The 26,445-nt window shown below is 50.2% G+C and carries 21 protein-coding genes, 1 other RNA gene and 1 pseudogene; 17 read left to right on the top strand and 6 right to left on the bottom strand.

The features are described 5' to 3' along the window. Nucleotides 1-27 precede the first annotated feature (27 nt). A non-coding RNA gene (gene ssrS / locus DSM2777_RS21820) (6S RNA) lies at nucleotides 28-210 on the bottom strand. 104 nt (nucleotides 211-314) lie between these two features. Beyond that, nucleotides 315-644: a cell division protein ZapA gene (gene zapA, locus DSM2777_RS21815; RefSeq protein ID WP_004846886.1), complete on the bottom strand. Its 330-nt coding sequence runs from the start codon at nucleotides 642-644 to the stop codon at nucleotides 315-317. 332 nt (nucleotides 645-976) lie between these two features. On the opposite strand from zapA, the gene DSM2777_RS21810 reads away from it, so the two are divergent. From DSM2777_RS21810 to gcvP, 7 genes are all read left to right on the top strand, one after another. Next, nucleotides 977-1,555, top strand: coding sequence for a YecA/YgfB family protein (locus DSM2777_RS21810; protein ID WP_040046195.1), 579 nt, complete (start codon nucleotides 977-979; stop codon nucleotides 1,553-1,555). A 189-nt stretch (nucleotides 1,556-1,744) separates the two neighbouring features. Further along, a complete protein-coding gene (gene pepP, locus DSM2777_RS21805) occupies nucleotides 1,745-3,067 on the top strand; it encodes a Xaa-Pro aminopeptidase (RefSeq protein ID WP_046459061.1) in 1,323 nt (440 codons plus the stop codon). Between the two features lie 15 nt (nucleotides 3,068-3,082). After that, entirely contained in the window at nucleotides 3,083-4,261 is a 1,179-nt protein-coding gene (ubiH, locus tag DSM2777_RS21800; RefSeq protein WP_046459060.1) for a 2-octaprenyl-6-methoxyphenyl hydroxylase, read from the top strand. A gap of 84 nt (nucleotides 4,262-4,345) precedes the next feature. Next, entirely contained in the window at nucleotides 4,346-5,551 is a 1,206-nt protein-coding gene (gene ubiI, locus DSM2777_RS21795; RefSeq protein ID WP_061555142.1) for an FAD-dependent 2-octaprenylphenol hydroxylase, read from the top strand. A gap of 520 nt (nucleotides 5,552-6,071) precedes the next feature. After that, nucleotides 6,072-7,169 (top strand): glycine cleavage system aminomethyltransferase GcvT, encoded by a 1,098-nt coding sequence (gcvT, locus tag DSM2777_RS21790; protein ID WP_061555141.1) that lies wholly within the window; start codon nucleotides 6,072-6,074, stop codon nucleotides 7,167-7,169. Nucleotides 7,170-7,240: 71 nt separating this feature from the next. Continuing rightward, entirely contained in the window at nucleotides 7,241-7,627 is a 387-nt protein-coding gene (gene gcvH, locus DSM2777_RS21785; protein WP_025799171.1) for a glycine cleavage system protein GcvH, read from the top strand. 156 nt (nucleotides 7,628-7,783) lie between these two features. Next, a complete protein-coding gene (gene gcvP, locus DSM2777_RS21780; RefSeq protein ID WP_061555140.1) occupies nucleotides 7,784-10,666 on the top strand; it encodes an aminomethyl-transferring glycine dehydrogenase in 2,883 nt (960 codons plus the stop codon). Between the two features lie 90 nt (nucleotides 10,667-10,756). On the opposite strand, the gene DSM2777_RS21775 is transcribed toward gcvP, so the two are convergent. Beyond that, nucleotides 10,757-11,629 (bottom strand): LysR family transcriptional regulator, encoded by an 873-nt coding sequence (locus DSM2777_RS21775; RefSeq protein WP_061555139.1) that lies wholly within the window; start codon nucleotides 11,627-11,629, stop codon nucleotides 10,757-10,759. A gap of 104 nt (nucleotides 11,630-11,733) precedes the next feature. On the opposite strand from DSM2777_RS21775, the gene budA reads away from it, so the two are divergent. The 3 genes and pseudogenes from budA to DSM2777_RS21760 all read left to right on the top strand — a co-directional run bounded on the left by budA (nucleotide 11,734) and on the right by DSM2777_RS21760 (nucleotide 16,149). Continuing rightward, nucleotides 11,734-12,516 (top strand): acetolactate decarboxylase, encoded by a 783-nt coding sequence (budA, locus tag DSM2777_RS21770; protein ID WP_043490950.1) that lies wholly within the window; start codon nucleotides 11,734-11,736, stop codon nucleotides 12,514-12,516. Between the two features lie 29 nt (nucleotides 12,517-12,545). Continuing rightward, nucleotides 12,546-14,222 (top strand): acetolactate synthase AlsS, encoded by a 1,677-nt coding sequence (gene alsS / locus DSM2777_RS21765; protein WP_061555138.1) that lies wholly within the window; start codon nucleotides 12,546-12,548, stop codon nucleotides 14,220-14,222. A 527-nt stretch (nucleotides 14,223-14,749) separates the two neighbouring features. Then, a pseudogene (locus DSM2777_RS21760) lies at nucleotides 14,750-16,149 on the top strand (alanine/glycine:cation symporter family protein). Nucleotides 16,150-16,785: 636 nt separating this feature from the next. Here the strand turns inward: DSM2777_RS21760 and trhA are convergent. Further along, nucleotides 16,786-17,436, bottom strand: a complete 651-nt coding sequence (trhA, locus tag DSM2777_RS21755; protein WP_046459701.1) for a PAQR family membrane homeostasis protein TrhA — start codon at nucleotides 17,434-17,436, stop codon at nucleotides 16,786-16,788. A 672-nt stretch (nucleotides 17,437-18,108) separates the two neighbouring features. On the opposite strand from trhA, the gene DSM2777_RS21750 reads away from it, so the two are divergent. Together DSM2777_RS21750 and DSM2777_RS21745 are read left to right on the top strand one after the other, a co-directional pair. Beyond that, nucleotides 18,109-18,993: a nucleoside-specific channel-forming protein Tsx gene (locus tag DSM2777_RS21750; RefSeq protein ID WP_046459700.1), complete on the top strand. Its 885-nt coding sequence runs from the start codon at nucleotides 18,109-18,111 to the stop codon at nucleotides 18,991-18,993. A 201-nt stretch (nucleotides 18,994-19,194) separates the two neighbouring features. Then, nucleotides 19,195-20,013 (top strand): shikimate 5-dehydrogenase, encoded by an 819-nt coding sequence (locus DSM2777_RS21745; RefSeq protein ID WP_061555137.1) that lies wholly within the window; start codon nucleotides 19,195-19,197, stop codon nucleotides 20,011-20,013. 149 nt (nucleotides 20,014-20,162) lie between these two features. On the opposite strand, the gene ygfZ is transcribed toward DSM2777_RS21745, so the two are convergent. Further along, nucleotides 20,163-21,152 (bottom strand): tRNA-modifying protein YgfZ, encoded by a 990-nt coding sequence (gene ygfZ, locus DSM2777_RS21740; RefSeq protein ID WP_061555136.1) that lies wholly within the window; start codon nucleotides 21,150-21,152, stop codon nucleotides 20,163-20,165. A gap of 377 nt (nucleotides 21,153-21,529) precedes the next feature. Between ygfZ and sdhE the strand changes: the two genes are divergently transcribed. After that, nucleotides 21,530-21,796: an FAD assembly factor SdhE gene (gene sdhE / locus DSM2777_RS21735; protein WP_025801623.1), complete on the top strand. Its 267-nt coding sequence runs from the start codon at nucleotides 21,530-21,532 to the stop codon at nucleotides 21,794-21,796. Continuing rightward, nucleotides 21,777-22,190, top strand: coding sequence for a protein YgfX (locus DSM2777_RS21730; protein WP_046459697.1), 414 nt, complete (start codon nucleotides 21,777-21,779; stop codon nucleotides 22,188-22,190). Before sdhE ends, DSM2777_RS21730 begins: the two co-directional genes overlap by 20 nt. 70 nt (nucleotides 22,191-22,260) lie before the next feature. Here the strand turns inward: DSM2777_RS21730 and fldB are convergent, their stop codons facing one another. Continuing rightward, on the bottom strand, nucleotides 22,261-22,779 hold the full coding sequence (gene fldB / locus DSM2777_RS21725) for a flavodoxin FldB (RefSeq protein WP_061555135.1): 519 nt from the start codon (nucleotides 22,777-22,779) through the stop codon (nucleotides 22,261-22,263). A gap of 192 nt (nucleotides 22,780-22,971) precedes the next feature. Here fldB and xerD point away from each other — a divergent pair, with 192 nt between their 5' ends. From xerD to recJ, 3 genes are read left to right on the top strand one after another with little or no spacing between them, the layout of a single operon-like run. After that, nucleotides 22,972-23,883: a site-specific tyrosine recombinase XerD gene (gene xerD, locus DSM2777_RS21720; RefSeq protein ID WP_418009438.1), complete on the top strand. Its 912-nt coding sequence runs from the start codon at nucleotides 22,972-22,974 to the stop codon at nucleotides 23,881-23,883. Nucleotides 23,884-23,910: 27 nt separating this feature from the next. Continuing rightward, entirely contained in the window at nucleotides 23,911-24,627 is a 717-nt protein-coding gene (gene dsbC / locus DSM2777_RS21715; protein WP_025801619.1) for a bifunctional protein-disulfide isomerase/oxidoreductase DsbC, read from the top strand. A 5-nt stretch (nucleotides 24,628-24,632) separates the two neighbouring features. After that, nucleotides 24,633-26,366: a single-stranded-DNA-specific exonuclease RecJ gene (recJ, locus tag DSM2777_RS21710; RefSeq protein ID WP_061555133.1), complete on the top strand. Its 1,734-nt coding sequence runs from the start codon at nucleotides 24,633-24,635 to the stop codon at nucleotides 26,364-26,366. Nucleotides 26,367-26,445: the final 79 nt, after the last annotated feature.

Here is a 26,445-nt window from a genome sequence, read left to right as displayed (position 1 = left end):
CACCCGTTTAAGGATGTTTGGTGTAAGGGAATCTCCGAGGTGCCGCAGCAGGCTGTAACCCTTGAACCCATGGTTCAAGGTGAACGCAACGACGCAATCTTAAGGCTTCTCGGAGACCGAGCGTGCTCACCGATTACGGATCCGCCGCATTCTTGAGGTATTAAATATCGGCTCAGGGGACTGGCCCGCACACGAACACCTCAGAGAAATTTTGTATCCTTTACTGTTAATTAGCTTATCACATTTTTCTTAAAATGATACGACTTTCTTTAAAAATCGTTTGCCAATCAACATGTTACAACTATAAGTCACACTTATTCGAACTGCGCACCCTGACGATCAGTGATGCGACCTTGTTCCAGCAGAGCTTGTTCGATGGTCTGCTGCAACATGCGAATTCTTTGTTCCATATTGGAAGCATAATCGCGAGTTTTCAAGCGTTCTTGCGCCAGTTCGTGACATACGTTTAATGCCGCGATGAAAACCAGTTGCTCCGTATTGGTGACTCTAGTGCGAACTTTGAGATCTTGCAACCGCTGATTAAGATCCTCTGCAGCCTGATTCAACGCTTCTTGTTGTTCTGGCGGGCAATTAACTCTTAACGAACGACCAAAAATTTGAATATCTACCGGTTGTGCAGACATACCACCTTCCTGCCTAGATTTTGCGCCAGTTTCAAAACCGCGAGGGTCACTAAATCGGGCGCCAACTATATATACCTCGCTATGCAGATACAAGCCTTTTGACTCATGCCCTTCATACTTGAAGATTTATCTGTGTTGGCTGCGTTTGCTTACCGACCTGATATAACTTCAACTATCTTGGGCATGTACCCTGGGTTGCGAAGCCGCAAATGTGAATGCAACTTCAATGACTTTGGGTATGACAAGCCTTATAGCGTGCCCTTTTCTGGTATAGCGACTGATCTTGATGGTAGCATAACACGAACTTTATCTGCCAACGATGACCAAAACGTATGTCAATTGAGATTACTGTACCCGAATATTCTGTTTTTACTCAGGCTTTGCAGCAGCAAGGCGTTGGATTAACTCCCGCTGAAATGCATGGCTTGATCAGCGGGATACTGTGTGGCGGCAATCAGAACGATAATTGGCGCACGATGATCCACGATCTAACCAACGAGGGCGAAGCATTTTCGCAAACGCTCGCACAGCCACTTCAGGCAACCTATCAGCACACCCGTGATGCGTTAGAAGATGATGGTTTCGGCTTCCAACTGCTTTTACCGGATAGCGATGATGTCACCGTATTTGATCGTGCCGATGCGCTTTCCGGCTGGGTGAACCATTTCCTGCTAGGTTTGGGAATGATGCAAAAAAATCTTGGCCAGATCAAAGGCGAAGTCGGCGAGGTTATCGACGATCTGCGTAGCATTGCTCAGTTAGGCTACGAAGAAGACGAAGATCAGGAAGAGCTGGAACAATCTCTGGAAGAAGTTGCGGAATACGTGCGTATGGCAGCGATGCTGTGCCACAGCGAATTCTCACAGGAAAAGCCAAACGCGGCTGAAATGCAAAAGCCAACCCTGCACTAAATAAGCATCACGAAAAGTGCAACGATGAAATCAGGCGGAACTCTTACCGCCTGATTGATCTTGCTTATCCCATTACGCAATCCGCATGATAGTCTATATCCTTCATACTTGAAGCCGCATCTGTGTTGGCTGCTCATTTCAGAGTTCGCCACGCTACATGCCCGCAATTGCCGATTTCAGGAGAAGGTCATGACCCAGCAAGAATTTCAACGTCGCCGTCAGGCTGTTTTGGCACAGATGGCACCCGGTAGTGCCGCGCTCTTTTTTGCTGCGCCAGAATGCACCCGCAGCGCCGACAGTGAATACCCTTATCGCCAGAACAGCGACTTCTGGTATCTGACCGGCTTTAACGAGCCTGAAGCCTTGCTGATCCTGATTAAGAGCGATGAAACTCACAACCACAGCGTGCTGTTTAATCGCGTGCGTGACTTAACCGCTGAGATTTGGTTTGGGCGTCGTTTAGGGCAAGAAGCCGCACCGGCTAAACTCGGTGTCGATCGCGCACTGCCTTATGGCGATATTGAAGAGCAGCTGCACCTGTTGTTGAACGGCCTAGACGTGGTTTATCACGCTCAGGGGCAATATGATTTTGCAGACCAAATTACGTTTGCTGCGCTAGAAAAACTACGTCGCGGCATGCGCCAGAATTTCCGCGCACCGGCTACGCTTATCGATTGGCGTCCTTGGGTGCATGAAATGCGCCTGTTTAAATCACAGGAAGAAATTGCCGCGATGCGCCGCGCAGGTGAAATCACCGCGTTGGGGCATATTCGTGCCATGGAGAAATGCCGTCCCGGTATGTTTGAGTACCAGCTTGAAGGTGAAATTCTGCATGAGTTCACCCGCCATGGGGCGCGCTATCCTTCCTACAACACTATCGTGGGCGGTGGCGAAAACGGCTGCATCTTGCATTACACCGAAAACGAAAGCGAGCTCAAAGACGGCGAGTTGGTGTTAATTGATGCGGGCTGTGAATATAAAGGCTATGCAGGTGATATCACACGAACCTTCCCGGTTAATGGCAAATTTACCCAACCTCAGCGTGAGATCTACGATCTGGTGCTGGCCTCAATGGATAAAGCGTTTGAAATCTTTGGCCCAGGCCGCAGTATCCGTGAAGCTAACGACGCAGCGGTGCGCGTGATGGTTGAAGGATTAGTCAAATTAGGCGTGATGAAGGGCGACGTAGATCAGCTGATTGCCGATCAGGCACATCGCCAGTTCTTCATGCATGGTTTGAGCCACTGGTTAGGTTTGGATGTGCATGACGTCGGTGATTACGGCTCTTCCGCTCGCGAGCGCGTGTTAGAACCGGGCATGGTTCTGACCTGCGAGCCAGGACTATACATTGCGCCAGATGCCGATGTTCCGGCGGAGTATCGCGGCATTGGCATCCGTATCGAAGACGATATTCTCATTACCGAAAATGGCTTTGAGGTGCTGACCAAAGATGTGGTTAAGCATGCTGACGATATTGAAGCGCTGATGGCACAGGCAAAGGCCGCTAGCTGAGGAACGATACACGGCATGAAAATGATCATTGTAGGCGGAGGCATGGCGGGCGCAACGCTGGCGTTAGCGGTTTCCGCGTTGAGCGCAGGACGCGTTCAGGTTGAGGTGGTTGAAGCCGTTTCGCCAGACAGCCGAAAACATCCGGGATTTGACGCGCGAGCCATTGCGTTAGCCTACGGCACCTGCCAGCAATTAGCGCGTATTGGTGTGTGGCCCGCGCTGAAAGCGTGTGGAACACCGATTGAACGTGTTCACGTCAGCGATCAGGGTCATGCTGGTTTTGTGGGGCTTGAGGCATCAGATTACCAGATCCCATATTTAGGTCAGGTTATTGAGCTTCATCAGGCGGGTTCGCGGCTGTTCACGCTGTTAGAAAAAGCGCCGGGCGTCACCTTGCACTGTCCGGCCAAAGTGGTCAGCGTCGAGCGGCAACAGCACAGCGCCACGATCACGCTGGATAACGGTACTCGTCTTTCTGGCGAGTTACTGGTGGCGGCAGATGGTTCATCATCGGCGTTAGCACAGCACTGCAACGTTGACTGGCGCAGCGAGGACTATGGTCAGATAGCGGTTATCGCCAACGTCACAACCTCGTTACCGCATCAGGGGAAAGCCTTTGAGCGCTTCACCCGCAACGGCCCGCTGGCGATGTTACCGATGAGTGAAGGCCGATGCTCGCTGGTGTGGTGTCATGCGGCTGAAGATCAGGCTAAGGTCGATAGCTGGAGCGATGCCGAGTTTTTACACCAACTGCAGCAGGCTTTTGGCTGGCGTTTAGGCGCTATGGTGAAAGCGGGGAAACGTCATAGCTATCCGCTGCGCTTAACGTCTGCCCAGCAACATATCAGCCATCGCCTTGCGCTGGTGGGCAACGCCGCACAAACGCTACATCCCATCGCGGGGCAGGGATTTAATCTTGGTCTTCGTGACGTTATGTCTTTGGCAGAAATCATTGCTCAAGCAGAACAACAGGGCAATGATATCGGCAGCTATCAGATATTAAGCCAATATCAACAGCGCCGAGAACCCGACCAGCAGGCCACAATCGGTGTGACCGATGGTCTGATTCATCTATTTGCTAATCGTCTGGCACCGTTAGTTGTTGGGCGTAATCTTGGTTTAATGGCGATGGAGTTGGTTCCTCCGCTGCGTGAAACACTGGCGCGGCGCACCCTTGGTTGGGTAGAACGCTAAGTTTATTCCTGTCGTGCTCAGCGCTGTTTAAGTTGCCTGAGCGATTGAAGGAATATGATTAATTAACAGGAACAGAGAATCACAATGCAATCTTTTGATGTGGTTATTGCCGGTGGTGGCATGGTGGGGTTGGCAACGGCGGCGGCGCTTCAGGGCAGCGGGCTTCGCATTGCGGTGATTGAAAGCCGTATCCCCGAGCACACTGAGCTAACGCCTGAACCTGCGCTGCGTGTTTCTGCCATTAATGCTGCCAGCGAGCGTTTGCTACAGCATCTGGGCGTTTGGCAAAATATCCTCGCCCTGAGAGCGAGTGCCTATCAGGGCATGGAAGCGTGGGAAAGTGACAGCTTTGGGCGTATTGCGTTTCGAGCCCAAGAGTATGGACATACCCACCTTGGCCATATCATTGAAAACCGTGTTATCCAGTTGGCGCTGTGGAATAAAGTGAGCCGTCAGTCCGAGGTCACGATGATTGCGCCAGCGACACTTAAACAGGTAGCGTGGGGCGAAAACGAAGCGTTCATCACGTTAGATAATGAACAGATGCTTACGGCTCGTCTGGTGATTGGCGCTGATGGTGCGCATTCATGGCTGCGTCAGCATGCTGATATTCCGCTGACTTTTTGGGATTATGGGCACCATGCGTTGGTGGCTACCATCAAAACCGAATTGCCCCATGAAGGCTGTGCGCGTCAGATTTTCCGTCCAAACGGTATTTTGGCTTTCTTGCCGCTGGAAGACGGGCATTTATGCTCTATCGTTTGGTCCGTTTCTCCAGAAGAAGCCCAGCGCTTAGAGGCTTTGCCTGAGTGTGATTTCAACCGTGAGTTGGCCGTTGCGTTTGATACGCGTCTTGGTCTGTGCGAAGTCGTCAGCGCTCGACAGTCACATCCTTTGGTTGGGCGATATGCTCGCAGTTTTGCCGCGCACCGACTCGCGCTGGTGGGGGATGCGGCGCATACCATCCACCCATTGGCTGGGCAGGGTGTGAACCTCGGCTTTATGGATGCGGCTGAATTGGCCTCCGAAATCAAACGTCTACAGCGTCAGGGCAAAGATATTGGTCGCTATATGTATCTGCGCCGCTATGAGCGTACCCGTAAGCACAGTGCTGCCGTGATGCTGACGGCGATGCAAGGTTTCCGCCAGCTGTTCGACGGAGATAACCCAGCCAAGAAACTGCTGCGTGATGTCGGTATGGCGCTGGCTGATAATCTCCCTGGGCTTAAACCGCGTTTGGTTCGTCATGCCATGGGCTTAGCGGATTTGCCTGAAAGTTTGCAAAAATAGAGTCTGTAAATATAGACGTTGTAAAAATAGTGCCTCGCGGCTAGCTATGCATTTATGTTAGCCGCTCCCCCTTTTTGTTCTTCCTGGTTATCCCTCCAACCTGATTTGAAATATTCTAATGTTGCCATTGGTTTTGAATTAGTTTTTCTCATGCATGGCAATTTAACATCCGCTATTTTCCCTAATAAAATTGCGATATACGTTATATAACTGCAATGCAGTTGCAGTGAAAATGTTAATTTTGTGCCATTCGACGCAGTTTTGTAGATGAAACTTCTGCATTATCCCTTCTCTAAATTTCACTATCGATAAAGTCTGGTCTTATTTTAACTTATGGTTAATCGCTGATATCGGTGATAACGTCTGGGGCAGGGTATCGTTTGCGTAACGATGTTTACAGGTGTTCAGCTTTAGAGTTCACATCAACATTTTTAGGCAAAAAATATCTTATTAGCGCGCCCGGGACTCTATAGCGGATGGCTTGTACCGGATGACAAACGTTCAGGAAAAGAGGGTTAAGATGGCCAAACAGACTCCACTCTTCGATCAACACGTCGCCTGCGGCGCGCGTATGGTTGATTTTCACGGCTGGATGATGCCACTGCACTACGGTTCTCAGCTCGATGAGCACCATGCTGTGCGTCAGGATGCGGGCATGTTCGATGTGTCGCACATGACTATCGTCGATCTTCGTGGGCCGCGCACGCGTGAGTTCCTGCGTTACCTCCTCGCGAACGATGTGGCAAAACTGACGGTACCGGGCAAAGCGCTCTATACCGGCATGTTGAACGCCTCTGCGGGCGTTATCGATGACCTGATCGTTTATTTCCTTGAAGAAGAATATTTCCGCTTGGTGGTTAACTCCGCCACGCGAGAAAAAGATTTGGCGTGGATCACCGAGCATGCCGAGCCCTATCACGTTGAAATCACCGTGCGCGACGATCTGGCGCTGATTGCGGTGCAAGGCCCGCAGGCGCAAGAGCGCGCCGCAACGCTGTTTACTGATGCACAAAAACAAGCGATCAGCGGTATGAAACCATTCTTCGGCGTGCAGGCTGGCGACTACTTTATTGCGACAACGGGCTACACCGGCGAAAACGGTTATGAAATTGCTTTGCCAATCGGCGAAGCGGCAGAGTTCTGGCAGAAGCTGGTGAAAGCAGGCGTTAAACCGTGCGGTTTGGGCGCGCGTGACACTCTGCGCTTAGAAGCTGGCATGAACTTATATGGTCAGGAAATGGATGAAGGCGTTTCGCCGTTAGCCGCCAATATGGGCTGGACTATTGCTTGGGCGCCGGAAGATCGTGATTTTATCGGCCGCGAAGCATTAGAGCAGCAGCGTGAGAACGGTACCGAAAAACTGGTTGGTTTGGTGATGACCGAAAAAGGCGTGCTGCGCAATGAGCTGCCGGTGCGTTTCACCGATGCCAACGGAAATCTTCAAGAAGGTGTGATCACCAGTGGTTCCTTCTCACCAACATTAGGTGTCAGTATTGCATTGGCCCGCGTGCCAGCAGGCATTGGCGAAGAAGCTATCGTGCAGATCCGTAACCGTGAAATGCCAGTGCGTGTCGTGAAGCCCGGTTTTGTGCGCAACGGTAAAAGCCTGATTAGCTAGGCTACGCTCGCTACGCCAATTGAATCAGACTTATAAAGTAAAATTTAACAAACATTTAAGAGAGGATGTCGATGAGCAACGTGCCTACTGAATTGAAATATACCGCGTCTCACGAATGGGTTCGTGCAGAAGGCGAAGGGGTGTATAGCGTTGGTATCACCGAGCATGCACAGGAACTGCTGGGCGATATGGTCTTTATCGATCTGCCAGAAGTCGGCACATCTTTCGATGCGGGCGATGACTGTGCGGTGGCCGAGTCTGTGAAAGCGGCTTCCGATATCTATGCGCCAATTAGCGGCGAAATCGTTGCTATCAACGATGAGCTAGAAGGTGCGCCAGAGCTGGTCAACAGCGCTCCGTATTCCGAAGGCTGGCTGTTCCGCATCAAAGCATCAGACGAAGCGCAAATTGCTGGTTTGCTGGATGCCGCAGCCTACGAATCTTCAATCGAAGATTAATGCCTGCGTTGTGAATGGTGTTGGGCGCAGCCGCGCTTGATCGTGCTTCATCCTTTCTCCCCCCGTATTTTGAGCGGGGAGAAAGTGAGTTCGTGCCGCATTTAGTTGTGTCAAATCAGCATTTCTTTTGTATGTACATTTAGGAATCAGTCACTCATGACCCAGACTCTCAGCCAGCTCGAAAACAGCGAATCCTTTATCGCTCGCCATATCGGTCCGTCTGCCCAACAGCAACAGCAAATGCTGGAAACCGTTGGTGCACGCTCTTTGCATGAATTGATCGAGCAGATCGTTCCTTCCGATATTCAGTTACCTACTCCGCCAGCGGTCGGTGATGCCGTAACGGAACATCAGGCGTTGGCTGAGCTGAAAGCCATTGCGGGTCAGAATCAGCGTTACAAATCCTTTATTGGTATGGGCTATCACGGTGTTTTAATGCCGCCGGTTATTCAGCGTAACATGCTGGAAAACCCAGGCTGGTATACCGCCTATACGCCGTATCAGCCGGAAGTTTCCCAAGGTCGTCTTGAGGCGTTGCTGAACTTCCAGCAGCTGACTCAGGATCTCACCGGTCTTGAATTAGCGTCAGCTTCCTTACTGGATGAAGCCACCGCCGCGGCGGAAGCCATGGCGTTGGCGAAGCGTGCTAGCAAGCTGAAAGATGCTAATCGTTTCTTTGTGGCCGCCGATGTTCATCCGCAAACGCTGGACGTGGTGCGTACCCGAGCTGAAACCTTTGGCTTTGATGTGATCGTTGATGATGCAGATAAAGTGCTCGATCATCAGGACGTGTTTGGCGTATTGCTGCAACAGGTGGGGACCTACGGCGAGCTGCACGACTACACCGATCTGATGAATGAACTGAAAAGCCGCAAGGTGATTACCTGCGTTGCCGCCGATCCGATGGCTCTGGTGCTGCTGGCCGCGCCGGGTAAATTGGGTGCTGACGTCGTGTTTGGTTCTGCGCAACGTTTTGGCGTACCTATGGGCTACGGTGGCCCACATGCGGCATTCTTTGGCTGTCGTGATGAGTTTAAACGTTCTATGCCAGGGCGTATTATTGGGGTTTCTCGCGATGCCGCGGGCAATACCGCACTGCGTATGGCGATGCAAACGCGTGAGCAACACATCCGCCGCGAGAAAGCGAACTCCAATATCTGTACTTCTCAAGTCTTGCTGGCGAATATTGCCAGCCTGTATGCGGTCTATCATGGCCCCGTCGGCCTGAAACGCATCGCCGATCGCATTCATCGTTTGACCGATATCTTGGCTGCGGGTCTGAAGCAAAAAGATGTGACCGTTCGCAACCACAGCTGGTTTGATACCCTCACGGTAGCCGTGAAAGACAAGGCTGAAGTATTAGCGCGTGCGCTGAGCTTTGGTTTTAACCTGCGCAGTGACATTCCGGGCGCAGTGGGGATTTCTTTAGATGAGGCGACCAGCCGCGAAGACGTTGAAGCACTGTTTGCTATTCTGCTGGGTGATAACCACGGGCTGGATATCGATACGCTGGATGCTCTCGTTGCTGAAGACAGCGCGGGCAGTATTCCTGCCCACATGCTGCGTACTGACCCGATTCTGACGCATCCTGTATTTAACCGCTATCACAGCGAAACCGAGATGATGCGCTATATGCATCGCTTGGAGCGCAAAGATTTGGCGTTGAATCAGGCCATGATCCCATTGGGCTCTTGCACCATGAAGTTGAATGCTGCTGCGGAAATGATCCCAATTACGTGGCCTGAATTTGCTGAGCTGCATCCGTTCTGCCCACCAGAGCAGGCCATGGGTTATCAGATGATGATTTCCCAGCTGTCGCAATGGCTGGTTCAGCTAACCGGCTATGATGCCGTGTGCATGCAGCCGAACTCAGGTGCACAGGGTGAATACGCGGGTCTGCTGGCCATTCGTCGCTATCACGAAAGCCGCAACGACGCTGCGCGCCATATTTGCTTAATTCCAAGCTCAGCGCATGGGACAAACCCTGCCTCGGCGCAGATGGCGGGGATGAGCGTGGTGGTGGTGGCCTGTGATGATTCTGGCAATATCGATCTGCACGATTTGCGTGCTAAAGCCGAACAGGCGGGCGACGAGCTCTCTTGTATCATGGTGACTTACCCATCAACGCACGGCGTGTATGAAGAAACTATCCGCGAAGTGTGCCAGATCGTGCATCAGTTCGGCGGGCAGGTTTACCTCGACGGTGCGAACATGAATGCGCAGGTAGGGATCACCACGCCGGGCTATATTGGCGCCGATGTGTCTCACCTCAACTTACATAAAACGTTCTGTATCCCGCACGGCGGTGGCGGACCAGGTATGGGCCCAATCGGTGTGAAATCGCATTTGGCTCCGTTTGTACCGGGCCACACCGTGGTGCAAATTGATGGTTTAACCACCCAGAAAGGCGCGGTTTCTGCGGCCCCGTTTGGTAGTGCCTCCATTCTGCCAATTAGCTGGATGTACATCCGTATGATGGGCGCAGAAGGGCTGAAGAAAGCTAGCCAGACCGCTATCCTGAATGCCAACTACATCGCCACGCGCCTGAAATCAGCGTATCCGATTCTGTACGCAGGCCGCGATGGTCGCGTCGCGCATGAATGTATTTTGGATATTCGCCCGCTGAAAGAACAAACCGGCATTAGCGAAATGGATATTGCTAAGCGTTTGATCGACTTTGGCTTCCATGCCCCAACCATGTCGTTCCCTGTTGCGGGTACATTAATGGTTGAGCCAACGGAATCTGAAAGCAAAGCCGAGTTGGATCGCTTTATCGATGCGATGCTGGCAATCCGTGCTGAAATTGAACGCGTGAGCAGCGGCGAATGGACGTTGGCGGATAACCCGCTGGTGAATGCGCCACACATTCAGGCTGAACTGGTTAGTCACTGGGAGCACGCTTATTCTCGCGAACTGGCCGTATTCCCAACGGAATCCACGCGTGAGAATAAATACTGGCCAACCGTAAAACGTCTGGATGATGTTTACGGCGACCGTAATTTATTCTGCTCTTGTGTGCCAATCTCTGAATACGAATAGCATTTAGATAGGCAGCCTAAACAAAACCGCCCTGACGTGAACCTTGCGTCAGGGCGGTTTTTTTATGGGCGTTTATGACTGAGCTAAGCGTTACAGCAAATTGAGTAAGTGCAAAATAATATGGCTGCTGTCGCCGCGTCGCCACGCAATGGCAATATCGCTGGTTAGCAGAGTGTCTTTGAGCTTCAAACACACCACGTTTTTCTCATCAATTTTGCTTAACGAGTCAGGCACGATAGCCATGCCAAAACCACCGCCCACCATGCTGATCGCGGAGGTTAATTGAGGCGACTGCTGGCCTAGATTGGGCGAGAATCCGGCGACTTCACAGGCATGAATGGTTTGGTCGTAAAGGCTGGGGGCTACTTCGCGTGGAAAAGTGATCAGCGATTCATCTTTGAGATCGATCAGTGAAACCGCGCTGTTACGGCTAAGTGGATGCTGGCGAGGGAGTGCCACCATCATCTCTTCGGTGTCGATGACGCGACACATAAAGTCTTTGCTGCGTTCGCACGGCAGGCGAATAAACGCAAAATCGATATTTCCCTCTTCTAATGCATTCATCAAACCGGACATCTCTTTCTCCTGCGGCTGAAGATGCATCATTGGGTAGTTTTCTCTAAAGCTATGCAGCAAAGAAAAAACCGCAGGATTAAACGCCGTGGAGCAGGCGAAGCCGATATTGACCGTTCCGCTTATGCCTCGGGCGACATTGCGTGCTCGCTCAAGCGCCGCATCGGTGAGTTTGATGATTTCACAGGCGTCTTTGTAGAGTGTTTTTCCCGTTTCGGTTAGCTCAATCCCACGTGTTAAACGCTTAATCAGCGGGGTGCCAACTTCATGTTCAAGTCTTTGAATTTGCTGGCTGAGTGGGGGCTGTGAGATCCCCAACTGTTCGGCGGCGCGCGTAAAGTGACCTGTCTGAGCCACCGCGACGAAATAGCGTAAATGGCGTAGTTCCATATCAAAAACGTCTCAAAGTGAACACAACATCATATTGGAACTCATTGCTGAAAGGAGTCAACCTTTAGTTAATAACGCTAATAATTGAAAAACTGGATCACCTCATGAAATCACATCCTTCTGACTGTTCATGCGTGGCAGACATCGCAAAAACGGCTATGCAGCTGCAACGTGCACACCCAGAACGCGTCATTTATCAAACTTCTCTAATGAGTGCGCTATTAAGCGGGGTTTATGAAGGGGAGACAACGATGGCCGATTTGCTCCAGCACGGAGACTTTGGCTTAGGCACCTTCAACCATCTTGATGGCGAAATGATTGCGTTTAACCGCAATATTTTCCAGCTACGTGGCGACGGCAGCGCTCGCCGTGCCAAACCTGAACAAAAAACGCCTTTTGCGGTGATGACCTTTTTCCAACCGACGGAAGAATACCGCATCAATCGTTTGCATAGCCGAGATGAGATCCATCAGGTTATCGACAAAATGCTCACCAGCCAAAATGCCTTCTGCGCGCTGCGCATTGACGGGATTTTCCGCAACGTAGAAACGCGTACCGTGCCGGAGCAGCACCGCCCTTACAAACCAATGCAGGAAGCCATTGAGGCTCAGCCGACATACCACATTGAACATCGCGAAGGGGTGTTGATTGGCTTTCTGACACCTAACTATATGCAAGGTATCAACGTTGCGGGATATCACGAGCACTTCATCACCGCGGAGCGCGACTGTGGTGGCCATATTCTTGATTATCAGGTGGAAAGCGGCGTTTTGACCTTTGGCTCTATCGATAAATTACTGATCGATTTCCCACATGATGATGATTTTATGCAGGCCGATTTGTGCCCTGCAAATTTAGATACGGCGATTCGTTCCGTTGAAAGTTAAGCCTTTTTGGCTGCGAGGAGTGTGGTTCCATGAAAAAGTCTGATAGCAATAAAGCATGGCAGTGCGGGGCGGATTTGATCGTCGCTCAGTTAGAAGCTCAGGGGGTTAAACACGTATTTGGTATCCCTGGTGCGAAAATTGATAGGGTGTTTAACTCGTTGGTTGATTCCAGCATTGAAACTATTGCCGTTCGCCACGAAGCCAACGCGGCATTTATGGCGGGAGCGGTTGGGCGTTTAACCGGTAAAGCCGGTGTTGCCTTAGTGACATCGGGACCTGGGTGCTCCAATTTAATTACCGGCGTAGCGACGGCAACCTCAGAAGGCGATCCTTTGGTGGCGCTGGGCGGGGCGGTGAAGCGTGCCGATCATCTAAAACAGGTGCATCAGACGATGGATACCGTGACGATGTTCCGTCCGGTAACCAAATATTCCGCCGAGGTGACTTCGGCATCGGCTTTGTCTGAAGTGTTGGCGAACGGTTTTCGTGCCGCCGAGTTTGGACGCCCCGGAGCCAGTTTTATCAGCTTGCCGATGGATATTCTCAATGAGCCGGTCAACAGCAGGGTGTTAACGACACAGCATCCTACTCTGGGCGCGGCTCCTTTTGAAAGTATCGTGCAGGTGGCTCGTCGGCTTGAAAAAGCGAAAAATCCGGTGATTTTTCTTGGCTTGATGGCAAGCCAGCCGCGTAACGCGGACGCTATTCGCCGCCTTTTACATAAAAGTGGGCTGCCGGTCACCAGCACTTATCAAGCCGCTGGGGTTATCGATCAGGCTCACTTCCATCGTTTTGCTGGGCGTGTCGGACTTTTCAATAATCAGGCGGGTGACCGCTTACTGCGTAACGCTGATTTGGTCATAACGATTGGCTATAGCCCAATTGAATATGAGCCAGCGCAGTGGAACAACGATGGTGCCGATTTGGTTCACATCGACATTATGCCTGCCGAAACCGATAGCGATTATCAGCCGGATATCGAGCTGGTGGGGGATATCGCAGAGACGTTAGATCTGCTATCTGAACATATTCATGCCGCGCTTGATTTAAGCAGCGACGCGGTGGCGATTTTAGAAGAGTGCCGTCAGCAGCGCGATCTTTTAGCGCAGAAAGGAAGAAGCCTAACCCAGTTTGCCATTCATCCGCTGCGCTTGGTGAGAGCCATGCAGGACATCGTGAATAGCGACGTGACGCTGTGCGTCGATATGGGGAGCTTTCATATTTGGATCGCCCGCTATTTATACAGCTTCCGTGCGCGTCAGGTGCTGATTTCAAACGGGCAGCAGACGATGGGGGTCGCGTTACCGTGGGCGATTGGCACCGCGTTGGTCGATCCTAGCCGTAAGGTGGTTTCGGTTTCCGGCGATGGTGGTTTTATGCAGTCCAGCATGGAATTGGAAACGGCAGTACGCTTAGGCGTGAATCTGTTACATATCATATGGGTAGATGAAGAATACAATATGGTAGCGATCCAAGAAGATAAGAAATACCACCGCACGTCGGGGGTTAAATTTGGCCCGATCGACTTTAAAGCCTACGCGGAAGCGTTTGGTGCCAAAGGATTTGCCGTAACGTCTTCAGAAACATTGGAAAGCACGCTGCGTGCTGCGATGGACGTACAAGGCCCAGCGGTTGTTGCCGTGCCGGTTGATTACAGCGATAACGCGCTGTTGATGAGCCAACTGAATATGAGCGAACTGTTTTAAGATTTCTTCTTATTATTTCACCTACCCCGAAGGCTGTCTGACATAACATCTCTTCGGTTTCAGCCTCATCGCTTAGTTGATGAGGCTTTTTTTATTTATCGTGCTCAGGAATATCTTTAAGCCTTACTTTTTTTCATTAATTTTGGGTGAGATTTTCTAATGACAAAACCCAATAACCACAATTAAAGCTTGGCTGAGTGATAATGTAAAAACTTATAAATATTAAATGATTACATTGTTATTGCATCCTATTACTTACGCTAATCATCATTTTTACTCATGTTACTGATGGTCGGTTTCTGGGCAAGTCTGGCGACAAAAGTGTGATAGAGTTCTCACCGTGAAATGTTCCCCTTTTTAAGACGAGATCAACGGGGCCTATCTGGTCTTATTTGTTGATACATCTGCATTTTTCATTATGGCAACCCACCTTGGTGCTTATACAGACTTCGGGTGAACTATTGGTTTAAAACAACAACCATGACGTGTGACAACACACGCACTGGCATAAAAACAGGTAAGGCATTATGGAATTCATTGCTCAGTTGGTTAATCAGGTGAACAGCCTGCTTTGGGATGAACTGCTGATTTTCCTCCTGTGTGGAACAGGTATTTATTACACGCTGCGTTTGGGTTTCATTCAGATCCGTCATTTTGGCTCTGGTTTTAAAGCGCTGTTCGGCGGTATTTCTTTGTCGGGCGCGAAGGCTGATAAACAGGGTATGAGTTCATTTCAGGCGGTTGCAACGGCTATTGCTGGGCAGGTCGGTACCGGCAATCTGGCTGGTCCGGCAACGGCGATAGTGGCAGGTGGCCCCGGTGCGATTTTCTGGATGTGGGTTTCCTCGTTTCTGGGAATGGCGACGATTTACGCAGAAGCGATGTTGGCGCAAAAATTCAGATCAAAAGATAAAAACGGCCAAGTGGTCGGCGGCCCCGCGTATTACATTGAAAAAGGGCTGAACTGCAAATGGCTGGCCTGTATTTTCTCCGTGTTGGTGATTATTGCGCTGGGCTTTATCGGCAATATGGTGCAGTCCAACTCTATCGCCGCGGCATTTAATAGCTCTCTGGGCGTACCGGGCTGGGTGATCGGTATTGTATTGGCGGTGATCACCGGCGTGGTGATTATGGGGGGATCAGCAGCATCGCCTCATTCACCGAGAAAGTGGTGCCGATTAAAGCGGTGTTTTATCTGCTGGGCACCTTGGTGATTTTGGTGCACAACGGCCACTATATTTTACCGGCGTTTAAATCGATTTTTGTGGCGGCCTTTAATCCAACGGCGGTATTGGGCGGTGGTGCAGGGATTGCGATTCAGCAGGCGATGCGTTTTGGTATTGCTCGCGGTCTGTTTTCCAACGAGGCAGGGATGGGTTCGACGCCGCATGCTCACGCGGTGGCTAAGGTTGAGCGTCCAGAACAACAGGGCTATATCGCGATGATGGGCGTGTTTGTGGTGTGCGTTATCGTCACGCTAACCGCATTGGCGATTATCACATCGGGTATGAGCATGTGGGAGCTCGGTGGTAAAACCCAGACCAACTTCCTTGGTGTATTCACCGGACAAGGCATTGCGGTGACTCAGCAAGCGTATACCTATGTTTATGGCTATTTTGGCAGCCTGTTTATTTCGGTTTCGCTGTTCTTCTTTGCTTTCTCAACGATTGTTGGCTGGTACTACTATGGTGAAATGAATATTCGTTATCTATTCAATTCCCAACGTGCGGTACGTGCCTATCAACTGGTGGTGATTGCCTTCATCTTTATTGCCTCGTTCTTCAAAGTCGAGCTGGTGTGGAATATGGCGGATATGTTCAACGGATTGATGGTATTGCCAAACCTCGTAGCGTTGATTTTGCTGTCGCCGATAGTGATTAAGATGAGTAAGTATGTGGGTGGGAAGGTAGCGGAGAATAAGGCTTAAATGTGGTGATGTTATGTCCGCCCCAAAATATCTAGTCTTACATCAGTATTGTGCAGAGGTTTGATGGTTTTTAGTATCGAGTAAGGTTTCGTACGCTTTTAGGCTATGAATTTCACCTCTGTACTGTGCCAGCGTCCGAGCAAGGCGGCTCAATCGCCGCCGCCTTGCATCCCGGCTTGGCACCGTTCTTCAGCCTGCTTCGCAGGTTCCCTCATTTCGTCATTTAGGCTTTAACGGAACGAGCGACAATCGGCATCCATGCCTCCGTCGCCCTTTTGCCGACGTCCGGTCGGCAAATCCTAGCCTACATTCCTCTATTCGGCTGAAGAACAACGTGCCGGAAAAGGTCAAACCCAAAAGACAAAAGCTCTATCTTTTTTTGAGTTTAAGTCGTGGCATTTAGAGCAGTGAAAACAGGATGTTTTCACGAGGGGAGGAGGCGCCAAGGATGGCGCATGCCGACCCGGCGCGGAGATGGCGTCTCGGATAAAAGCGCGAGGATTGAAGGGGCGCGCGCTGGCGCCCCTCATCGGTCGCCTTCGACTCTAGCAATATGTGATAGCTGTTATTGATAGGCGAACGAAACCTTTCACTAGGACCGCATAGATATAGGCGAACAAAACCCTCCCCTTCGATCTACACATACAAATAAATCGCAAAAAAATGACAGGCGCATCCGCCCAGCACAAACGCATGCCAGATCGCGTGGTTGTATGGAATTCGTTTACTGACGTAGAAAATAACCCCTAGCGTATAAACAATACCGCCTACGGCCAGTAGCGTTACGCCCCCCCATGCCAGCTTGGTTGCCAACTGATAGATAACAATTAATGACAGCCATCCCATCGTGAGGTAGGTGATAAGTGAAAGTACTTCAAAGCGATGGGCAAACGCGAGTTTGAACAAAATACCAAACAGCGCAATACCCCAGATAACCCCCATCAACCATTTGGCTAAGGTGGAATCTAATCCAACCAGTAGGAATGGGGTGTAGGTACCGGCGATCAATAAATAGATGGCGCAGTGGTCAAACACCTTCAGCCAACGTTTGATGTTCTGATGTGAAATGGCGTGATAGAGCGTGGATGCAAGAAACAGCAAAATCATGCTGCCGCCGTAAAGGCTATAGCTAGCGATTGCAGTGGCATCGGCACCGGTGCCAATGGCTTGAACCAACAATAGAACCAGGCCGACGATCCCCAGAATGAAACCAATTCCGTGGCTGATGCTGTTGGCAACTTCCTCTGCCAGTGAATATCCCTGCTGAACAATGTTTGCCTTTGCCATAGTGCGGCACTACCTCTGTTGAACAATGGAAATCATGCTGTTGCTTAAAACTAGAGCTAGGTTAGCTGAGAATTATTCCAGTGTACACGTGTAAGCCCAAATATATTTGCGCTAATTACGATGCGAATGACTTTATTTTTGTTTATCAGATAATTATATGGCTTTAGAGCGAATGGATTGGCTTTTGGAATACTTTAGGAAAAATAGGTCATCAAAGCGCTTGTCATGATTTTCACAAAATAGCGATTGATTTATTAGCATTCAAACATTTATTGGCCTGCGACATTGTAACAACGGCAAAGTTTCGTCAATTTTTTCCTTTTGTAAGTTGCGCAACTTTTCATCCAGACACAAAAAAACGAGGCCGTTTATCGGCGAATGCCTTATGGAATAAGCCTTTCAGGGCAATTTCTATATCAATAGTCGGGTTTTAAATTTGATTATTGCAGCAAAGATTGTAGAATCCCTCCGAATTTTTTCATCGCAAACGTGAACGCAATCGATTACGTATTTAAGAATGTATTCAGAGATCACAGATTTTTGTGAGCAATAATTTCTATAATACGCACGGCCAGAAAGGTGGGTTGTTGATCAATTGATGGCTATTTGTGGTGATGTTTACATGGGTCTTTTCCCTGGCAGGGAATTTTGCTTAAGGTAAGTAGCAATATTATGAAAAAAATAATTTTAGCTGCAGGCACCGTGCTTGCACTTTCAAGCAGCGTTACCGCTGTAGCAGCAGACAACAACAGCGAATATCTTTCTGACTGGTGGCATCAAAGCGTTAACGTGGTGGGCAGCGCCCATACGCGCTTTGGACCACAGCTGAGAGACGATACTTACCTTGAGTACGAAGCTTTTGCTAAGAAAGATTGGTTCGACTTCTACGGCTACGTGGATGCGCCAATGTTCTTCGGCGGTGACAGCACCTCTCGCGGTATCTGGAACCACGGTTCCCCGCTGTTCATGGAAATTGAACCGCGCTTCTCTATTGATAAGCTGACCGGCACCGATCTGAGCTTCGGTCCGTTCAAAGAATGGTACTTCGCGAATAACTATATCTACGATATGGGTCGTAACAGCGATAACCGTCAGAGCACTTGGTACATGGGTCTGGGTACCGACATTGATACCGGCTTGCCAATGAGCCTGTCGATGAACGTGTATGCCAAATACCAGTGGCAGAACTACAATGCGGCCAACGAAAACGAATGGGACGGCTACCGTTTCAAAGTTAAATACTTCGTGCCAATCACCGAAGTATTGGGTGGCAAGCTGAGCTACATCGGCTTCACCAACTTCGATTGGGGTTCTGACTTAGGTAAAGACTCTGGCCACAGCGAACTGAATGGTCAGCGTATTCGTAGCAGCAACTCCATCGCATCTAGCCACATTTTGGCACTGAACTACGATCACTGGCACTACTCCTTCGTTGCACGTTATTTCCATAACGGTGGACAATGGCAGGATGGTACTGAGCTGAACTTCGGCAAAGGTAACTTTGACGTGAAATCTACCGGCTGGGGTTACTACCTGGTTGCGGGTTACAACTTCTAAGTTTCACCAAGTTGATGCCTATACAAAAGGAGCCTAATGGCTCCTTTTTTGCATTTTGGCTCAGCCAGAGCGTGGGTTAAAAGAGGAACTGTTAACAACAAACTCAGCCATTTTCACCCTGTTTGTTTTAGTCCATGATAGTGGCAAAGGCAGGTGTCACTCTGCGGCTTTTCTGGATTCATTTTTTGGCGAAGAGGTTCTATGACTAAACATCTCAATAAAGATACTCAGGTATGCATGTCGCTGGCGGCGCGCCCGAGCAACTTCGGCACACGTTTTCATAATTATCTTTATGATGCGCTCGATCTGGACTATCTCTACAAAGCCTTTACGACCAAAGATATCAAAGCGGCAATTGGTGGTGTACGTGCATTGGGGATCCGGGGTTGCGCAATCTCAATGCCGTTTAAAGAGGATGTTATCCCGCTGGTGGATGAGATGGATGCATCAGCTAAAGCCATTGATTCCGTTAACACCATTGTGAATACCGATGGCTACCTGAAAGCGTATAACACCGACTACTTAGCGATTGCCCAGCTGTTGGCGCAGTATGCCGTTTCTCCTGAACACGTGTTTGCCCTGCGTGGCAGCGGTGGAATGGCGAAGGCCGTGGCCTGTGCGTTAAAAGACGCTGGTTTTAAACAGGGCTATATTGTGGCCAAGAATGAAAAAACCGGACAGCAGCTGGCTTCACTGTATGGCTATGAGTGGCGGCCGGATATGCAGGGCGTGGAAGCCGATGTGTTAATCAACGCAACGCCTATCGGCATGAGTGGCGGAGCCGACGCTGACACGTTGGCCTTTAGCGAAGATGAGATCGACCGTGCGAAGGTTATTTTTGATGTTGTTGCTTTGCCATCAGAAACGCCGATGATTCGTTATGCCAAGTCTCAGGGGAAAACGGTGATTAGTGGCGCTGAAGTTTTTGCTATTCAAGCGGTTGAGCAGTTTGTGTTGTATACCGGCATTCGCCCCGATCATGAGCTGTTTTTGGATGCGGCCAAATACGCGCGCGGGTGAATATTTTAGTCATACGTCTGACCCCACCCCAGCCCTCCCCTTCGCAGGGGAGGGGGCTGAATGGTTCTCGGTATTAATCCCGTACTCGGTAGGCTCCTCCCCCTGCGAAGGGGGAGGTTGGGAGGGGGTATTCAGAGAAGCTGAATGAATTACCCTTCCACCAACGAATATGGCAGTGGTTGAATCGTCAGCATGCTGCCTTCATCGTCACGAACGCGCAGAACGCTGTCGGCTTCTAAATCGTTATTGAGCACGACCTGAACGTTTAGACTTCCGTCGTTAAGCTGAACGGCGGCTAATACCGTTCCGGTGCGTCGCCAGTTTTCACCTAACTTGAGTTCTAAATCCTCACCGGCCTGCGGCACGCGGCTAGCAGAGCCTTGCAGCCAATAAAGCGCACGTTTGTTGGCACCGCGATATTTAGCGCGAGCCACCATTTCTTGGCCGGTGTAACAGCCTTTTTTAAAGCAGATGCCATCCAGCGCCTGAAGATTCGTGGCCTGTGGAATAAACTGCCCGCTATTAGCGACGTCAATAACTGGCTGGCCCGCTTCGATTTCAAGCTCAATCCACTGCTGACCGTTGTTGAACTGCGCACTATCACGCAGCTTATCTGTAAGCATTTCTGCGGTGGATAAAGAGGTTATCAGTAAATAGCGTGCTTCTGGCTGAGATAAATAGAGCAGCGTGGTGTCTTCATGTGTCACCGCCGGTGTGTTGGCATCAGGCAACTGCGGGAAATAGGCTGCAAGTGCCGCGTCGGCTTTAAAGCCAGCAACGCCGAGGATCACTGCATCATTGTCTGCGCTGATAGTGAGCTTGGAAAACACCGCGTATTTTTTCAATTCGGTGATTTGGTTTTCTGCCACGCTGCGGCGTACCAAATAAGAGAAGCCTTCTGCTCGATGGAATAAACGCAGATCGCTCCACATTTTTCCCTTCGCGTCGCAATGCCCGCAGAGGGTGTGTTCATGCTCAGTGAGTGCGGCCACGTCTACGGTTAGCTGGCCCTGCAAATATTTGCTAGCGTCAGGCCCCGTCACGTTTACCAACTGCCAATCGTTGAGCAACATTATCGTTAAGGGCAGGTGGTTAGAGGCTACCGATTGGCGTGGCGCGAAAAGAGAGTTCAAAGTCATGATGGTTCCCTACTAATGCAATCCCGAAATGGAATCTCACCATGTTAAGAGAGGTGGGTTGGATTGCAAATGGAAATATTGCGCCGTGGGTATAAATGCTCACACGTAGTGGCAAATAGGGGGGAATAAGGCACCAAAGAGAGAGGAGAATTCCGAGTTTTTCTATAAACCTTATATTTGCCGAGGTTTAAGGCACGGTCTGGTACATAATGCGCGAATAAATATGTCAGTTTGTGAACCTATTTTCTAAATCTTCCTTAGATTCGCGCTAAAATGGCGCGGCGTATCTCGTATCGACTGGGAACCCAGTGAGTTACGGGGTGTCTTACAAGATTATCTTATAAGAATAAGGTTAACTGATCAGGAGCGAGTAAATCATGGATATAGGAAATAAATCACGCATTCATTGGGCTTGCCGCCGCGGTATGCGTGAGTTGGATATCTCCATTATGCCGTTTTTCGAACATGAGTATGATTCACTGAGCGATGCAGACAAACAGACATTTGTACGCTTACTTGAGTGCGACGATCCCGATCTTTTTAATTGGCTCATGAACCACGGTTCACCCAAGGATCCTGAATTAGCGCATATGGTTAAACTTATTCAAACGCGAAACAAAGATCGTGGACCAATGGCGTTGTGATGTACGAGTGTCATGGCGAACGCAACTCTTGTTGTTGGTTACGCATGGCATTCTGATTTTGTTGATTTTGCTAGCACCCTGGCCGGAAAACTACAGTTTTTATTGGCTAGTGTTGCTGACTTTAGTGGTGTTTGAATGTATCCGCAGTCAAAAGCAGATCGCTAAGATTCAGGGAGAGTTTAGCTTTCTGGCGGACAATCATATTCTATGGCAGCACAATGAGTGGGAGTTATGTAAGACGCCTTGGATTAGTGATTTTGGCGCATTGCTACCTTTGAAAAGTGTGAAAAAGCAGGGAAAGAAAAAGCGTTTATGGATTGCGGCAGACAGTTTGACGCCAGAAGCATGGTGTCATTTGCGCCGCACGCTGATGCAAACGCACCAGAGTGATTAATGAATAATGCCCGAGGTTTCCATCGGGCATTTTTGTTTCTTTATATGCAATGTATGCAGTAAGCATCAGGCTACAGTAACTCAGCGATCTCCAGCATGATCTGCTCGCACCACTGTTCTAGGCGCTTGTCGCTTAAATCGTATTGATTCGCTTCGTCGAGAGCCAAGCCAACGAACAGCTTGCCATCGTCAATCACCGGTTTAGGGCTGGTAAACTCATAGCCCTCTGTTGGCCAATAACCGACAAACTGCACGCCTAGCGGCAGTAAACGATCGTGAAGCATACCCAGAGCGTCGAGGAACCATTCGCCATAACCAAGCTGATCGCCCATGCCATACATGGCGATGATTTTGTTTTGTAGATTCAACGTTGGGAGTACGTCCCAGACGGCTTCCCAGTCTTCTTGAATCTCACCAAAGTCCCAAGTTGGAATGCCGAGGATCAGAATGTCGTAATCCTCCATGCGCTGGATGGGAACGTCTTTGATGTTATGTAAATCGACTAACTCGGCGCCGAGAATATCGCGAATTTTTTCAGCGGCCATTTCGGTATAGCAAGTGCTGGAGCCGTAAAAAAGACCTATCTTCATAGTAATACCTAAAAACATTCGAGCTGCGACTAGGCGGCAATCAGGGTGAAAGAAGGTAGCCAACGCTGCGGTAATGTAAAGAGCGCAGGGGAGTTGCTGCCGTCGGGTTACAAATACATAACAGCAGAGTGTATCAGATTTGAATCCGTGTCAGGCATAATGCACACTAAACCTTGGTTTGAGTCTTTATCAATGGAGTCGCCGGTGCACGAGCAAGATCAGGCACTGATAGAACAATTTTTAGATGCGCTGTGGTTAGAGCGCAACTTAGCCGAAAATACGCTGGCCTCTTATCGTCTAGATTTACGGTCGCTGGCTGAATGGCTGGCGCATAACCATTCCGATTTATTACAGGCTCAGGTTTCTGAGCTGCAAAGTTTCTTGGCTGAACGCGTCGATGGCGGCTATAAAGCAACCAGTTCAGCCCGTTTACTTAGCGCTATGCGTCGTTTGTTTCAGTATTTCTATCGTGAAAAAATGCGTAGCGATGACCCAACGACGTTATTATCGTCGCCAAAGCTACCGCAGCGGCTACCGAAAGATCTCACCGAAGAACAGGTTGATACGTTGCTACAAACGCCAAGCGTTGAGAACCCAATAGAATTGCGTGATAAGGCGATGCTTGAAGTGCTTTATGCCACCGGACTACGCGTTTCTGAACTGGTGGGGCTGACGCAGGCCGATGTTAGTTTGCGTCAGGGGGTGGTGCGCGTTATCGGTAAAGGTAATAAAGAACGGCTGGTACCGCTGGGTGAAGAGGCGGTTTACTGGATTGAATATTATCTGGAATATGGTCGGCCATGGCTGCTGAATGGGCAAACGATCGACGTGCTGTTTCCGAGTAATCGTGCCCAGCAGATGACGCGCCAAACGTTTTGGCATCGCATTAAACATTATGCAGTACTGGCGGGAATTGATAGCTCGCGCCTGTCTCCGCATGTGCTCAGGCATGCTTTTGCCACCCATTTGCTGAACCATGGGGCAGATTTGCGTGTCGTACAAATGTTGTTAGGACATAGCGATCTGTCCACAACCCAAATTTATACGCATGTAGCTACCGAACGACTGAAGCAGCTACATCAACAGCATCATCCCCGTGCGTAAGGCGCAGGGAAATACAAGGATTACGCAATGAAGAAAGGTTTAATTTGGCTGTCTTTGCTGGCGGCTTCAGTCACTGGCGCAGCACATGCAGGTGATGCTGAAATCCAGCAGTCGCTGAAAACATTGGGCGTACAGAAAGCCGAGATTCAGCCTTCTCCGGTTGCTGGTTTGCAAACGGTATTTACCGACAACGGCGTGCTTTACGTAACCAGCGATGGTAAGCACATTCTGCAAGGTCCGATGTATGACGTCAGCGGCGCGGTGCCGGTTAACGTGACTAACCAGATTCTGGTTGGCCGTTTACAAAAGCTGGTGCCTGAGATGATTGTCTACAAAGCACCAAAAGAAAAACACGTGATTACGGTCTTTACCGATATCACCTGCGGCTACTGCCACAAACTGCATTCGCAGATGAAAGAGTATAACGATCTGGGTATCACCGTGCGTTATCTGGCATTCCCGCGTCAGGGCTTAAGCTCTCAGGCGGAAAGAGATATGCAGTCAATCTGGTGCATGGCCGATCGTCGTAAGGCGTTTGATGCAGCGTTGAGCGGTGAAGCTACTCAGCCAGCAACCTGTAATGTTGATATCAAAAAACATTATGAGCTCGGCGTGCAGTTTGGCGTGCAGGGAACTCCTGCCATTGTGCTTAACGACGGCACCGTGATCCCTGGTTATCAGGGGCCGAAAGAGATGTTGGCGATGTTGGATGCGCAGGCAGCCATGAGCAAGGCTAAAGGTTAATTGGTTTGATCGTATCAACACAGCTCCGCCGCCGAGAGGCGGTGGAAAATCATGAACTTCCTGACGATCTCCATCCGCTATTGCGCCGCGTCTATGCCAACCGTGGCATTGTTAGCATGCAAGAGCTGGAGCGTGGGGTTAAAGGTTTACTCTCATACCAGACGTTATCGGGTATCGATCGCGCAGTAGAGCTTCTCCATCAGGCACTGTCTGAGCATCAGCGCATTGTTATCGTCGGTGATTTCGATGCCGATGGCGCAACCAGCACCGCGCTTTCCATGCTGGCATTGCGCAGCATGGGGGCGGCAAACGTCCAGTATCTGGTACCGAACCGTTTTGAAGATGGCTACGGACTAAGCCCTGAAGTGGTTGAGCAGGCCGCTGCCATGGGCGCAGAGCTGATCATGACCGTTGATAACGGCATATCGTCTCATGCAGGCGTTGATAATGCGCATGCTCGCGGGATCAAAGTACTGGTTACCGATCACCATTTGCCGGGCGAAATCTTGCCAGCCGCTGATGCCATGGTTAACCCGAATCTCAATGACTGTGGTTTCCCGTCGAAGTCATTAGCCGGTGTTGGTGTGGCGTTCTATCTGATGTTAGCGCTGCGCAAACATCTCAATGAGCACGGCTGGTTTGAACAACACGGGATCGCCGCGCCGAATCTAGCTGACCTGCTCGATTTAGTGGCGTTAGGCACGGTGGCAGACGTTGTGGCGCTGGATGCCAATAACCGAATTTTGGTGCATCAGGGGCTTAATCGTATCCGTGCGGGTAAATGTCGTGTTGGGATCCGTGCGTTGTTGGAAATTGCCAATCGTGATGCCCGTCAGTTAGTCGCAAGTGATTTAGGTTTTGCGCTTGGCCCACGTCTTAACGCCGCAGGGCGCTTGGATAATATGTCGGTTGGCGTTGAGCTATTACTCTGTGATGAGATGCCAAGAGCGCGCGAGCTTGCCAGCGATCTGGATAGTTTAAACGTGACGCGCCGTGAGATAGAGCAGGGCATGCAGGTTGAGGCATTACAGATTTGCAGCGAGCTGGAGCGCACTACGGTTGAAATGCCGTATGGCTTAGCGTTGTATCATCCTGAATGGCACCAAGGCGTGGTGGGTATTCTTGCTTCACGTATCAAAGAGCGTTTTTACCGTCCGGTGATTGCTTTTGCTCCGGCGGGCGATGGCATTTTGAAAGGCTCTGGTCGTTCCATTCACGGTTTGCACATGCGCGATGCACTAGAGCGTATTGATTCGCAGAACCCCGGTTTGATCATGAAGTTTGGCGGTCATGCGATGGCGGCCGGATTGTCATTAGAGGAGTCGCGCTTTGATGAGTTTCGCCAGCGCTTTGCTGAACTGGTGGGCGAATGGCTGGATGCGTCTCAGCTTGAAGGCGTGATCTGGTCTGATGGTGAACTGGCGATGGACGAGCTTTCGCTGCCAACCGCAGAGTTGCTGCGCGATGCAGGGCCATGGGGGCAGGCGTTCCCGGATCCTACCTTCGACGGCAAGTTCAAAATCTTGCAGCAGAGGCTGGTGGGTGAACGTCATCTGAAACTGATGGTTGAGCCCGTTGGCGGCGGCCCGCTGCTAGATGGTATCGCTTTCAACGTGGATACCACGCTGTGGCCGGATCCGAGCGTGCGTGAAGTGGAGCTGGCATTTAAGCTGGACATTAACGAATATCGTGGCAACCGCAGTGTACAGCTGATGATTCAGCACCTTTGGCCGCGCTGACGCACTCGAACAAAAATCCATGTAATGTATGAGGGGTAGCACAAGCTGCCCCTTTTTGTTCTCGTTATATTGCTCAGAT

This window comes from Obesumbacterium proteus, from assembly GCF_001586165.1.
Taxonomy (GTDB): domain Bacteria; phylum Pseudomonadota; class Gammaproteobacteria; order Enterobacterales; family Enterobacteriaceae; genus Hafnia; species Hafnia protea.
The sequence above is the reverse complement of the archived record's forward strand: the minus strand, read 5'-3'. Positions and strand labels throughout refer to the sequence as shown.